The 11,587-nt window shown below is 68.3% G+C and carries 12 protein-coding genes and 1 riboswitch; of the genes, 4 read left to right on the forward strand and 8 right to left on the reverse strand.

Annotation, left to right across the window (positions count from 1 at the left end):
• Position 1: 1 nt before the first annotated feature.
• The 7 genes from ABIC32_RS08625 to ABIC32_RS08655 form a co-directional block, all read right to left on the reverse strand.
• Entirely contained in the window at positions 2 to 1,309 is a 1,308-nt protein-coding gene (locus tag ABIC32_RS08625) for an anthranilate synthase component I family protein (protein ID WP_354073884.1), read from the reverse strand.
• On the reverse strand, positions 1,306 to 2,085 hold the full coding sequence (locus ABIC32_RS08630) for a tyrosine-protein phosphatase (RefSeq protein WP_066552875.1): 780 nt from the start codon (positions 2,083 to 2,085) through the stop codon (positions 1,306 to 1,308). The genes ABIC32_RS08625 and ABIC32_RS08630 overlap by 4 nt, the downstream gene beginning before the upstream one ends.
• A gap of 21 nt (positions 2,086 to 2,106) precedes the next feature.
• Positions 2,107 to 2,409 carry a winged helix-turn-helix domain-containing protein gene (locus ABIC32_RS08635; RefSeq protein WP_066552877.1) on the reverse strand — a complete coding sequence of 101 codons (303 nt, stop codon included), beginning with the start codon at positions 2,407 to 2,409 and terminating at the stop codon, positions 2,107 to 2,109.
• Positions 2,410 to 2,411: 2 nt separating this feature from the next.
• On the reverse strand, positions 2,412 to 3,035 hold the full coding sequence (locus ABIC32_RS08640) for a hypothetical protein (RefSeq protein ID WP_231868704.1): 624 nt from the start codon (positions 3,033 to 3,035) through the stop codon (positions 2,412 to 2,414).
• 140 nt (positions 3,036 to 3,175) lie between these two features.
• Positions 3,176 to 3,355 carry a DUF1328 domain-containing protein gene (locus tag ABIC32_RS08645; protein ID WP_039243970.1) on the reverse strand — a complete coding sequence of 60 codons (180 nt, stop codon included), beginning with the start codon at positions 3,353 to 3,355 and terminating at the stop codon, positions 3,176 to 3,178.
• Positions 3,356 to 3,452: 97 nt separating this feature from the next.
• Positions 3,453 to 3,863, reverse strand: coding sequence for a hypothetical protein (locus ABIC32_RS08650; RefSeq protein ID WP_066552882.1), 411 nt, complete (start codon positions 3,861 to 3,863; stop codon positions 3,453 to 3,455).
• A complete protein-coding gene (locus ABIC32_RS08655; protein ID WP_017506144.1) occupies positions 3,863 to 4,207 on the reverse strand; it encodes an ElaB/YgaM/YqjD family protein in 345 nt (114 codons plus the stop codon). Before ABIC32_RS08655 ends, ABIC32_RS08650 begins: the two co-directional genes overlap by 1 nt.
• 137 nt (positions 4,208 to 4,344) lie before the next feature.
• Between ABIC32_RS08655 and ABIC32_RS08660 the strand changes: the two genes are divergently transcribed.
• From ABIC32_RS08660 to ABIC32_RS08670, 3 genes are all read left to right on the forward strand, one after another.
• The gene (locus tag ABIC32_RS08660) at positions 4,345 to 5,013 is read left to right on the forward strand and encodes a fumarylacetoacetate hydrolase family protein (protein ID WP_066552884.1); all 669 of its coding nucleotides are present in this window, start codon (positions 4,345 to 4,347) and stop codon (positions 5,011 to 5,013) included.
• Entirely contained in the window at positions 5,010 to 5,645 is a 636-nt protein-coding gene (maiA, locus tag ABIC32_RS08665; protein ID WP_066552886.1) for a maleylacetoacetate isomerase, read from the forward strand. The genes ABIC32_RS08660 and maiA overlap by 4 nt, the downstream gene beginning before the upstream one ends.
• A gap of 95 nt (positions 5,646 to 5,740) precedes the next feature.
• A complete protein-coding gene (locus tag ABIC32_RS08670; protein ID WP_197458384.1) occupies positions 5,741 to 6,661 on the forward strand; it encodes an aldo/keto reductase in 921 nt (306 codons plus the stop codon).
• Here ABIC32_RS08670 and ABIC32_RS08675 read toward each other — a convergent pair.
• On the reverse strand, positions 6,645 to 8,468 hold the full coding sequence (locus tag ABIC32_RS08675) for a TonB-dependent receptor plug domain-containing protein (protein WP_354073888.1): 1,824 nt from the start codon (positions 8,466 to 8,468) through the stop codon (positions 6,645 to 6,647). The two genes, ABIC32_RS08670 and ABIC32_RS08675, sit on opposite strands and share 17 nt — an antisense overlap.
• A gap of 145 nt (positions 8,469 to 8,613) precedes the next feature.
• Positions 8,614 to 8,822, reverse strand: a riboswitch (cobalamin riboswitch).
• 50 nt (positions 8,823 to 8,872) lie between these two features.
• Between ABIC32_RS08675 and mutS the strand changes: the two genes are divergently transcribed.
• Entirely contained in the window at positions 8,873 to 11,554 is a 2,682-nt protein-coding gene (mutS, locus tag ABIC32_RS08680; protein WP_354073889.1) for a DNA mismatch repair protein MutS, read from the forward strand.
• The last annotated feature ends 33 nt before the right edge of the window (positions 11,555 to 11,587 follow it).

Raw genomic sequence — 11,587 nt, forward strand, 5'->3', positions numbered from 1 at the left:
CTTACATCCCCACCAGCGCCTGTCGCATCGCTGAAATTTTCACGTCGGTCTCGGCCTCCTCGGCGGCCGGATCGCTGTCCGCGACGATGCCGGCGCCGGCGAGGGTGCGATAGTTCCAGACACCGTCTTTCCGTTCGAAACCGGCGGTCCGGATCAAGACCGATGCGGTCAGAGCGCCGCCGTCCGCGATCAGGAACAACGACCCGCACCAGGGTCCGCGCGGCGGCTCGTGCGCGGCGATCACCTTCATCGCCTGATGTTTAGGCGCGCCGGTGATCGAGCCGGGCGGAAAGGTCGCTTCCAGCAGGTCGGCTGGACCCACTGCGGGCTGGGCCTCACCCGTCACGGTCGAGACCAGATGATGCACCGTCGGGTGCTGCTCGACTTCGAACAGCGTCTCCACTTGAACCGATCCGGGCCGTGACACGCGCGCCAGATCGTTGCGCATCAGGTCCACGATCATCAGATTTTCCGCCCGATCCTTCAGGCTGGCCCGAAGCTCGCTCGCCAGGGCCTGGTCCTGATCGAAATCGTCCGCGCGTGGGCGTGTGCCCTTGATCGGACGCGCCTCGATGCGGCGGCTGGCGGGATCGAAGGCGAGGAACAGTTCGGGGGAGTTCGACACCAGCGCCCGATCCCCGACCCGCCAATAGGCCCCGAACGGCGACGCCCGCTCCTTTTGCAGCCGCAGGAAGACCTCGAACGGATCGCGGCCGGGGCTCAGCTCCCCGGACCAGGCCCGGGCGATATTGGCCTGGAACAGCTCCCCCGCCCCGATGCGCTGCACCACATCCGCGACCGCGTCGCGGTAGGCGCTCGCCGGCGCCTCGGCCTCGAACCGCTCGGCCGGCGCGGAGGGCGTCACGACCGGCGCGGCCGTCGCCAGCCAAGTCAGAGCGCGGTCGGCCGCCGCGCTCGCCTTCTCCGCCGTCGCGCCTCTTCCCGTAGCGCACACTGCGCGCTCAAGATGATCGAAACTCAGCATGGCGGGATAGCGAGCCAGCATCAGATCGGGCCAAACCGTCTCGCGCGGTCCGGTGGCCGGCCGGGCGCCTGCGTCATAGGCGGCCAGACCCACCACCCCGGCGGCAAATACCGGATCACGCAGCGCCTCGAACGGCGCGGCGTCATCCACCGGGCCGACCTGCACAACGTCCGGCGCCTGGGCGACGTGAGACCAGCGACCGCCCGGCCCGCCGTCCGACAGCAGGGCCAGCGCGCCGTCGCAACCGCCGAGACCCGCCGCCACCTCGACCGGATCGACCCAAGGCGCGTGGCGCGTGACGGTGTGGCTGAAAAATTCGCTCACGCGGTCAGCCGCTCCAGGATCCGATCACGGCGCGCCGCATCGACGCCCAGCGCCTCCTTCAGATAGGCATCCACCGATCCATGCCGCGCCTCGACCTCGGCAAGGGCGGCCTCCAGATAGGCGGCCTCGACCCCCAGAAAGGCCACGATCGCGTCGTCCGAGGCCACCCGACCCGTCATCTTGTGCAGTTGTTTGGCGATGCCGGGCGCCCGGCCCGCCAGATCGACGGCGGTGTTGGTCAGCAGATAGTCCTCGACCATGTCGTCGCGCGACACGCCCAGCAGATGGTGGGTCAGGGCGGCGAGAAAACCCGTCCGGTCCTTGCCCGCCGCGCAATGGATCACCACCGTCCGGTCCTGATCCGCCAGCGCCTGGAAATATCGGCCGAACACGTCCTGATGCGAGGCGTCGAACGGCAGGCTGCGATAGGTCTGGGTCATGAAGCGACGCCCGGAGTCCGGCGTCAGGTCGGCGGTCTTCAGAAAGGTGAGGTGCGGCGCCTCGGCCCCGTCGTCCACGCCGCCCTCAATGACCTCCCCGCTGAAGCCTTCAGGCCGACGCGACGGCTGATCGCGGCGCTCGCCCGGTCGCCGCAGATCAACCACGGCTCCGATGTCCAGCGCCTTCAGCCGCTCCAGATCGGCCTCGCTGGCCCGGGCGTGGTGGGCAGAACGTAGCAGACGGCCGGGCTTCACGCGCCGCCCGGCCGCCGTGGCGTAGTCGCCATAGTCCCGAAAGTTGTCGATGGCCTCGAAGGCGTGAAGGCGGTCGGTCATGACCGCGCTTCTAGCCTATGTTCACCGCTCTGGCAGCAGGCCCGCCATTGCATCCAGATAGGCGACGAAGGCGTCGCGTCCCTGATCGGTCAAACTGGCCTCAGTCAGCGGCTTGCGACCGTTGAAACTCTTGGAGACGGCGACGAACCCCGCCTCTTCCAGCTTTCGCAGATGGACCGACAGATTGCCGTCCGTGGTCTGCAACCGGGTCTTCAGGGTGGTGAAGTCGGCCGATCCGGCCCCGGACAGAAAAGCCATGATCCCCAGCCGGATGCGCCCGTGAATGACGTCGTCGATCCGGCTGATGTCGAAGTCGTCGGCCATGCTCAGACGACCTCCGACGGTTCCTGACGCATCAGGACGATGCCCGGGACCAGCGCCACGGCCAACAGGATCACGGCGAAGACCGGATAGATCGTAGCGCTGCCCATGAACCAGGCGACGGCGACCGCACCAACGTAGGCGGCCAAGGCCGTGTAGGACATCCAACGTGTGCGCGTCATCGCCGCCCCGATCATCCAGGCGGAGCCATAGGCGACCAGGACCACTGTCGGCATCACCGCCATCCAGGACCACTGTCCGGTCTTCAGGGACAAGGCCACCAGCGCCAACCAGGTGACGAAGATGCCGTAACCCACGCCTTCCCAGGCCGCGCTGACCGCCTTGTTGCCGGCGGAGTTGACGCCGGGCTTGGTCTTGATGCGGCCGATCAGGACGGTCAGGGCGACGGCGAACACGACGGCTGCGACGATCCACACCCACAGCTGGGACCAAGGGTTCAGCCGAACGAGGCCCGACTGGATGGCCCATTGGATCAGACTGGTGGTTCCGAACACGATGCCGGCTGTCACCAGAATCGGGCCGGCCAGAAGCGGCGCATGCCGCCCCTCGTGGGCCAGGCTGCGCATATAGGCGATGTCGTCCTGAATGGCTTGGGTCTCGCGGGTCATGATGCTCTCCTCCTCGAACCGTTGAGACAACATCACCCATTTGCTTTGTGTTGTAAAGTTCTTTCTTATTGGGCCGCGTTGCGCATGAAAAAGGGGCGAAGCCTTCGGCTCCGCCCCTCGTTCGACTTTATGTATTTAGCCTAAAGTCGTGGCGCGCCGCGTCCACGCAGTCCGCCGGCCACCAGGGCGATGACGAACAGGATAATGGCCACGACGGCGACGAACTTCGCGATCTCGAACGAGAAGTTCGCAATGCCGCCGAAGCCGAGAACGGCCGCGACGAGGGCCACGACGAGGAAGATAATTGCCCAGCGCATCATGGGTTTAGCTCTCCTGAGTTGATGTTGCCGTCGGCGACCCGGGAGCCGTTCGTCGGTCTGCATCATCAACGCCAGGGTCGCCTCGCCGTTCCATCGCCTATCGACGGCGACGACGCGAATAGCCGCCCTGATCCATCTTGCGATCCGCGACCATGCTGGCGACGATCGCCGCCAGAGCCGGGTTGCGCAGCAGCAGGAAGGCCGCGCCCAAACCGCCCACGGCGCCCACGACCGGACGCTCGCGCACGATGTGGATGATCTTGCCCAGCAAGCCTTCCGGCTCGTCCTCTTCGTCCGCCTCGTCGTGCTTGTCGCCCTTCAGGAAGACCAGCGCCACGATTAGGGCGACCAGGGCGAACAGACCAAAGGTCACGGCCGCCGCGCCGAGCGGCGTCAGCGTCAGGCTGAGCGCATAGAATATGGCCACGCCAAGGAAGACGACGGCCAGGAAAGCACTGGCGGCGACGACAGCCGTCGCCACCAGTTTTTTGACGATGCCCTTGAACATCAGCGACGGCGGCCGGCCAGCAGCATGCCGAGGATGACGCCGACGCCGAGCGCCACGGCGGTCGATTGCAGCGGACGCTCCTGCACGCGCTCGACGACATAGCGTTGCGCCTCATCGAAGCGTTCGGCCGCGTCGTCGTAATATTCGCGACCCTTCACGCGGGCCTCGTCGTAATAGCTGCGGGCCTGCTCGCGAACTTCGTCGCTCTTGGCGCGCAGCTTGGCCTCGGCCTCGGCGGCCTTGTCGCGCAGGCGTTGGGTCTCTTCGCGGGCGCCGGTCTTCAGATCCTCCTTGAGGGTCTTCAGGTCGGCCTTGATATCTTCTCGAGCCTTGGTGGTGGCCATGGTGCGCGCTCCGTTGAAAGCTTGGCGGTAGAATAGAGAACCCCGTGTTGCAACGCCACATGCGCAACGAGGTTCCTTTAGTTGGGAAGGGCGCGCGCCTCTCGCCACGGGCTATTCGCCGCACTAGAACGGTCGCCATGACTCAATGGCTGTTCGCGCCCCGCCCCGTCCCGTCCTTGCCGATCGTCGGATCGGACCAGCGGTTCCCCGTTCGCCGCATCCTGTGCGTGGGCCAGAACTACGCCGCCCATGCGCGCGAAATGGGGTCGGACCCCGACAAACAGACGCCCTTCTTCTTCACCAAGCCAGGCGACGCCATCGTCTCGGACGGCGCAAACCCATCCTACCCGTCGGCGACCGCAAACCTGCACTACGAGGCAGAACTGGTCGCCGCGATCGGGCCGGGCAAGGATGGCGGCGTCGCCATCGTCGGCTGGGCCGTCGGCTGCGACCTGACCCGCCGCGACCTTCAGGCCGAGGCCAAGAAGGCCGGCCGTCCCTGGGACGCCGCAAAGGGGTTCGATCAGTCCGCGCCGTGCGGCCGCCTCACCCTGGGCGATTTGCCATCGCCCGACGGCGCCATCCGCCTGAGCGTCAACGGCGAAACGAAACAGGACAGCGTCCTCAACGACATGATCCTGAACCCCGACCGCATCGTCGAGGCCGCCGCCGCCCTGTGGTCGCTGCAACCCGGCGACCTGATCTTCACCGGCACGCCGTCCGGCGTCGGCCCGGTCAAGCCCGGCGACCGCGTGGTCGTGACCATCGACGGGCTTGAGAAGCTGTCGTTCGAGATCCAGCCATGATCCTGCACGGCTATTGGCGTTCGGGCGCCAGCTACCGCGTCCGCATCGCCCTGAACCTGAAAGGGCTCAGCTACGAAAACGCCGCTCACGACCTGCGCAAGGGCGAACAGAAGACGCCCGACTATGTGGCGCTGAACCCGCAGGGCATGGTCCCCGCGCTTCAGGACGGCGATCTGGTCCTGACCCAGAGCCCGGCCATTCTGGAATGGCTGGAGGAAACCCACCCCGAACCGGCCCTGCTGCCGAAGGGGGCGAACGAGCGGGCGACCGTGCGCGCCATGGCCGCGCTGATCGGCTGCGACATTCACCCGCTCAACAATCTGCGCGTGTTGAAGGCCATCCGGTCTGAGTTCAACGCCGATCAGGCCGCCGTGGATGCCTGGGCGGCCCGGTGGATCGCACCGGGCTTCGACGCGCTGGAGGCTTTGGTCGCCCGCCACGGCGCCGGCTGGAGCTTCGGCGACGCCCCGACCCTGGTCGATTTTTATTTGATTCCGCAGATGTATTCGGCGCGGCGCTTCAACATGGACCTATCGCCCTGGCCGCGTCTGCTGGCGGTCGAACAGACCGCCTTGGCTCACCCCGCCTTCGCCTCGGCCCACCCGGACTTGCAGCCTGACGCCGACGCCTGATTTTCGCCTCAGTGCGCATATCAGCGGTGGATAAGTAGGGTTCGCTTAAGGTCTCGCTCAGCGTCCCTTAAGCATTGGCGATCATAGTGTCGGGCGTGTCGTATTCCCCCGCCACACCTTCGGCGTCGTCGCCCATCCATCGCCTGGCCCTCGCCGTGGTGACCGAGCCCGAGCGCGCGCCCGGCGCCTTCATGAGCGCGCCGTCCGGCGCCCGCGAAGAAGCCATGCGTTTTCTGCTGCAAACCGGAGCCGACGCCGGGGTCAAGCTGATCGCCACCCGGCCCGAGGGCGACGGCGAACGCCTGCTGGGTCAGGCCTGGCCCTTCCCCTCGCCTTTCCAGGTTACGGTCCGCACCGTGCCGCTCAGCGAAGGTCTGGACCGGGTCGAGGCCCGCGCTCGTCGCTCGCTGGAACGGATGGGCCTGCCGCGCGGCGATGTTCTGCTGATTTCCAACGCCGCCGATCTGGCCGGCGCCGAGGGCCGCGCTCTGTGGGATCGCGCCCGCAGCCTCAAGGATCGCGGCTTGTTCCGCCGCATCGGTTTCTGCGCCACGATCGAGGATGGTCCCGCGCTTCTGGCCCGCCGTCTGGAAGCCGACGTGGTCCAGGTGCCGTGCAGCCTCTTGGACCAGCGCGCGGCGCAGGACGGCGTGCTGGAAGCCATCGCCGACACAGGCGCCTCGGTTCATCTGTCTTCGGTCTTCGCCGGCGGCCTGCTGTTTGCAGGCGGCGACGATCTTCCGGCCGAACTGGCCAGTCATGCCCAGGCCCTGTCGCGCACGCGCCGGCGTCTGGCCGAGCAGCGCTGCGATCCGATGCAGGCGGCGTTGGGTTACGCCCTCGCCCTGCCCGGCGTCGACAAGGTCGTGGCCAGCGTCGCCTCCGCCGCCGAACTGCGCGCCATCCTGGCCGCCGCCCACGCCCCCTGTCCCAATCTGGACTGGTCGGCCCTGGCGCTCGAGGCGCCGGCGGCCTTCACCGCCGACGCCCGCGCCCGGATCAGTAGCGCAGCCTGATCCCGACATAGCCGGACCGTCCCGGCTCGCCGTATCCGAACACCTGCTGATAGTGTTCGTCGCCCAGGTTCTCGATCCGCGCCGTCAGGGTGACCTTGTCGGTCAGTTCATAGGCCGCGTTCAGATTGGCGGTGACGAAGCCGTCGCGCGCCACCGTCGAGAAGCCGCCCGAATCGTCCTGATCGCCTTCCGCCCGCACCGTCAACGCGCCAGACAGACGGTCGCCCGTCCAGCCCAGGGTCGCTGAACCCGCATGTTCCGGCACGCGCAGCAGGCGCGCGCCCGTCGTGCGGTCCGTCGCGTCGGTCCAGGCATAGGCCAGGGTCAGGTCGAAGCCGCCACCCAGCAGGGCGCGGCCTTCCAGCTCGAACCCGTCCGAACGCGTCTTGGCGACGTTGATGTAGCGACCGGCCGAATAGGTGATCTGGTCCTCGACGTTCAGGCGATAAAGGGTCGCCCGCCCATCGAACCGACCATCGGCCGACGCCCAGCCCAGGGCGATCTCGACGCTGTCGGCCGTTTCCGGCTTCAGCTCGGGATAGGGCCGAGGCGCAAAGCAGAAATCGCAGACCGCCTGGCTGACCGTCGGCGACTTGAAGCCCGTGCCATAGGCCCCCGACAGGATGAAGCCTCCGGCCAGGTCATAGGCCGCTGACACCCGCCCCGTCGTCTTGGAGCCGAAATCGTCAGTGTCGTCATACCGCAGTCCGCCGGTCAGGTTCAGCGCGCCGACATCGTATTGCGCCACGCCGAACACCGATGTGATCGACAGGTCGCGCGACAGGCCCGACGACAGAGCCGCCGAGGCCTCGTTCCGCTCCACGCCGAACGCATAGTCGATGTCCTGCGTCTGACCGTTCGCCTGCCAGCGATAGGCCTGACGGTCGCCGGTGAAGGTCGAGCCGAAGCCGCCGCTGACCGAGTTGCGATCCAGATCCGATGCCGAGACGCTGAACTGGTGGTTCAAGCCGAACGCCTTGGCCGTCACCCGGCCAAAGCCCGACCACTGCTCGCTTTCCTGCATGTCGTCGGTGTCGGACAGCGCATAGTTCGGCGCCGGGAACCCGTCGATATCGGCCTTGGACTTGTTCCAGCGCACCGATCCATCGACCCTGACCGCATCGGACAGGACATATCGCCCTTTGGCGCCGAGCGTCGTGCTGCGGAAGCCGTCGGCCTCGGTGTTGCCGTCCGCCTCGTCCGCCGCCGAAATCCCGTCAGTGTCGAACCGCGAGGCATAGGCGCTGAAGGCGTAGGTTTCGTTGGCGACGCCCGCCGACACCCGACCGCGCACGGTGTCGAAGCTGCCGGCCTCGGCCTCGGCGCGCAGGCCGTCGATCTCTTGCGTGGTGAAGGAAATCACCCCGCCAATGGCGTCGGATCCCCACAGCGATGACTGCGGGCCGCTCAGCACTTCGATCCGCGCAATATCGGCCAGTTCGAAGCTGGAGAAGTCATAGGCGCCGTTCGGCTCGGCCGCATCATTGACCGGCGCGCCATCGACCAGGACCAGGGTCTTGCCGGGCGTCGCGCCGCGCATCCGCACCTGGGCGACGCCGCCGAAAGCGCCCGTGCGCGTCACCGACAGACCCGGCACATCGGCCAGGATGTCGGCGGCGAAGATCGCGCCGCGCTGTTCGATGGTTTGGCCGTCGATGACGCGGGCGCCCGGCGTGTCGGCGACGATGGCCGGGATGCGGGTGGCGGTGACGATCACCTCGTCCAGCTGGGTCGCGTCCTCGGCAAAGGCAGGCGCGGCGAAGGCGGCCGCAATCGCAGCCGTCGAAAGAAGAATGGAACGCTTCATTGAGCGATACCCCCGTGTTCGGTCCCGCGAATGCGCGCGAGAGACCGTCATGAGCGAACCGACCCGCCAGACCGCTTTAGGTCTGGACGGCGCAAGGTCGGGTCGCTTCCACGGAGAAACCGCGCTGCTGTCTGGTCCCGGACAGGAGCGAGCGACGTCGGCGGCCAGGTCTCCTGGCTTGCGGGTCGTAAACCGCCGTCCTCGCCTTCCCAGTTTCCCAGTGGCGCCGGGATCGAACCCCCGGACGGACGACGCTCTCGCCGCCTACAGTTGCGGGCACAGCCACGGCGTCACACCGTGTTCCCTTAACCGCCTGATGCGGCCTATCGCAGGGCCGACAAGCCTGTGCAAGAGCCGGTCAACGGCCTTGAGCCGCAGGGCGCGATCCGTCACCCTGCAGCCACATGAACGCGCCCATCTCTCATCCCCCGGAAATCGCCGCCTCGCTGGAAGGCGCGACGCCGTTCATGGCGCAATATCTGACGGCCAAGGCAGGCCAGCCCGACGCCATCCTGTTCTTCCGCATGGGCGACTTCTACGAGCTGTTCTTCAAGGACGCCGAGGTCGCGGCGGCGGCGCTCGGCATCACCCTGACCAAGCGCGGCAAGCATCAGGGCGAGGACATCCCTATGGCCGGCGTGCCGGTCCATGCGATGGAGGGCTATCTCGCCCGCCTGATCCGCATCGGCCACAAGGTCGCCATCTGCGAACAGCTGGAAGACCCCGCCGACGCCAAGAAGCGTGGCGGCAAGGCCGTGGTGCATCGCGGCGTGGTCCGGGTCGTCACCCCCGGCACCCTGACCGAAGACAGCCTGCTGGACGCGCGCGGCGCCAACCGTCTGGCGGCGGTCGCGGTGCGTAAGGGTCGAGCGGCCGTCGCCGTGGTCGAACTGTCGTCCGGCGCGGTCGACAGTGTCGCCTGCGCCATCGCGGATCTGGGCGCGGCGCTCGCCGCCTTCCGCCCGTCCGAAGTCCTGGTCACCGACCGGATGTATTCGGACGAGACGACGCGCGACGCCCTGGACGGCTCGGGCGGCGTGGTCCAGGCGTTGGCCTCGGCCATCGCCGAACCCCAGGCCGCGCGCGCCCGCGTCGAACGCCTGTACGGCGTCTCGGCCCTCGACGGCTTCGGCGCCTTCGAGGAGGCCGAGGTCTCGGCGCTGGGTCTGATCGCCGCCTATCTGGAGACGACCCAGGCCGGCAAGGTCCCCGCCCTGGCCCCGCCGCGCCGTCTGGGCGAAAGCGGCTTTCTGGCCATCGACCCGGCGACCCGCGCCAGCCTTGAGATCGACCGCACCCAGCGCGGCGAGCGCGAGGGCAGCCTGCTGGCCTGCATCGACCGCACCGTCACCTCGGGCGGCGCCCGGGCCCTGGCCGAACGCATCGCCCGGCCGCTTCGGGATCCCCTGGCCATCAACGAACAGCTCGACGCCGTCGAATGGCTCTTGGAGCGTCGCGACCTGCGTCGCGACCTGCGTGAGGCGCTGAAAGCCTCCTCCGACATCGCCCGCGCCGTCGGACGATTGGCGCTGGGTCGAGGCGGTCCGCGCGACCTGGCCGCCGTGCGCACCGGCCTGTCGATCGCCGAGGGCGTCGCCGGCCTGTTCGTGGGCCAGGTCGATCCCCTGACCGGCCAGCCGCGCCGCATCGCCTCGGCGCTGGACCGCCTGACCCTGTCGCCCGACGTCTCGCGGCTGAAGGCCGACCTGATCGCCGGCCTGGTGGACGAGCCGTCGCATCTGGCGCGCGACGGTGGCTATGTGCGCCCCGACTATCGCCCCGAACTGGACGCCGCCCGCACCCTTCGCGACGACAGCCGCCGCGTCGTCGCCGATCTGGAGGCCCGCGCCGTCGCCGAGTCCGGCGTGCCGTTCAAGATCAAGCACAACGCCGTCCTGGGCTATTTCCTCGAAACCAGCGCCAAGGCCGCCGAAGCCTTGCTCCGTGCCGGGCCTGACAGTCCTTTCATCCATCGCCAGACCCTGGCTGCCCAGGTCCGCTTCACCACCGTCGAACTGTCGGAGTTGGACGCCAAGATCAGCCAGGCCGGCCACCGGGCGCTCGCCATCGAAGCCGAGACCTTCGAGGGCTGGCGACGCGAGGCCGCCCGCCTGGCCCAGCCGCTGCAGGCCGTCGCCGAGGCGCTCGCCGAACTGGACGCCCACGCCGCCCTCGCCGAATGGGCCCAGGAAGTCGGTGCGACCCGCCCGATCGTGGACGACACCCTGACCTTCTGCGTCGAGGCCGGCCGCCACCCCGTCGTGGAGGCTGCGGTCAAGGCGGGCGGGGATCCCTACACCCCCAACAACGCCCGGCTGGACGGGTCGGGCCAGGACGGATCGCGCCTGGCCATCGTCACCGGCCCGAACATGGCCGGTAAATCGACCTTCCTGCGCCAGAACGCGCTTCTGGTCATCCTGGCCCAGGCCGGCGCCTTCGTGCCCGCGCGGTCGATGCGGCTGGGCGTGGTGGACCGGCTGTTCAGCCGTGTCGGCGCCGGCGACGACTTGGCCCGCGGCCGCTCCACCTTCATGATGGAGATGGTCGAGACCGCCGCCATCCTGACCCAGGCCACGCCGCACAGCTTCGTCGTTCTGGACGAGATCGGGCGCGGCACCGCCACCTACGACGGTCTGGCCATCGCCTGGGCAACGGCCGAAGCCCTGCACGAGACCAACCGGGCCCGCACCCTGTTCGCCACCCACTATCACGAGCTGGCCCAGCTGGAGACGCGGCTGGACCACGTCTGCAACCTGTCCATGGTCGCGCGCGAGTGGAACGGCGAACTGGTCTTCCTGCACGAAGCGGCGCCCGGCGCCGCCGATCGTTCCTACGGCGTTCAGGTCGCGAAACTGGCCGGCGTCCCAGCCTCCGTCGTCGCCCGCGCTCGCTCGGTGCTGAACCGGCTGGAAGGCGAAAAGGCCGCCGCCGCCCGACTGGACGACCTGCCCCTGTTCGCCGTCGCCGAGCCGGAACCGATGCGCGGCCCCTCCCCCGTGGAACTGGCGCTTCGCGACGTCGACCCCGACGACCTGACCCCGCGCGAGGCGCTGGAGGCGCTTTATCGGCTGAAGGGTCTGGCCTGATGTGACAAAGGCCCGGACGTCGCCGTCCGGGCC

Origin of the sequence: Brevundimonas sp. 1080 (assembly GCF_040545985.1) — a bacterium.
Taxonomy (GTDB): domain Bacteria; phylum Pseudomonadota; class Alphaproteobacteria; order Caulobacterales; family Caulobacteraceae; genus Brevundimonas.

Coding starts and splice junctions, on each gene's coding strand:
- ABIC32_RS08630 (WP_066552875.1), bottom strand. CDS start 2,085: ATGACCGACCGCCTTCACGCCTTCGAGGCCATCGACAACTTTCGGGAC.
- ABIC32_RS08635 (WP_066552877.1), bottom strand. CDS start 2,409: ATGGCCGACGACTTCGACATCAGCCGGATCGACGACGTCATTCACGGG.
- ABIC32_RS08640 (WP_231868704.1), bottom strand. CDS start 3,035: ATGACCCGCGAGACCCAAGCCATTCAGGACGACATCGCCTATATGCGC.
- ABIC32_RS08645 (WP_039243970.1), bottom strand. CDS start 3,355: ATGATGCGCTGGGCAATTATCTTCCTCGTCGTGGCCCTCGTCGCGGCC.
- ABIC32_RS08650 (WP_066552882.1), bottom strand. CDS start 3,863: ATGTTCAAGGGCATCGTCAAAAAACTGGTGGCGACGGCTGTCGTCGCC.
- ABIC32_RS08655 (WP_017506144.1), bottom strand. CDS start 4,207: ATGGCCACCACCAAGGCTCGAGAAGATATCAAGGCCGACCTGAAGACC.
- ABIC32_RS08660 (WP_066552884.1), top strand. CDS start 4,345: ATGACTCAATGGCTGTTCGCGCCCCGCCCCGTCCCGTCCTTGCCGATC.
- maiA (WP_066552886.1), top strand. CDS start 5,010: ATGATCCTGCACGGCTATTGGCGTTCGGGCGCCAGCTACCGCGTCCGC.
- ABIC32_RS08675 (WP_354073888.1), bottom strand. CDS start 8,468: ATGAAGCGTTCCATTCTTCTTTCGACGGCTGCGATTGCGGCCGCCTTC.
- mutS (WP_354073889.1), top strand. CDS start 8,873: ATGAACGCGCCCATCTCTCATCCCCCGGAAATCGCCGCCTCGCTGGAA.